Annotated in this window: 1 protein-coding gene; it reads left to right on the top strand. The window is 47.5% G+C overall.

The annotated features are described in order from the left end of the window. On the top strand, positions 1 to 242 hold a 242-nt coding region (locus tag B4920_RS27605; protein ID WP_173862742.1), incomplete at both ends, for a 50S ribosomal protein L11 methyltransferase.

Genomic DNA, 242 nt, shown 5'->3' on the forward strand with positions numbered 1-242 from the left:
CGCATTAACACTAACAGTGATGATGCAGAAACCATCAGCGACTTACTCATGGAAGAAGGCGCAGTCTCCATTACCTTTGAAGATGGTAAAGACACCCCGATTTTTGAACCTAAACTGGGCGAAACCCCGCTGTGGCGTGATACCGTGGTTGTCGCGCTATTCGAAGCCGATACCGATCTAACCCCAAGCATTGAGATGCTGAAAACCCTGCCGTTTTTAGGTGAACACTTCAGCCATAAAAT

The sequence above is a fragment of the Zoogloea sp. LCSB751 genome, from assembly GCF_002028455.1.
In the GTDB taxonomy this organism is placed as follows: Bacteria; Pseudomonadota; Gammaproteobacteria; order Burkholderiales; family Rhodocyclaceae; genus Zoogloea.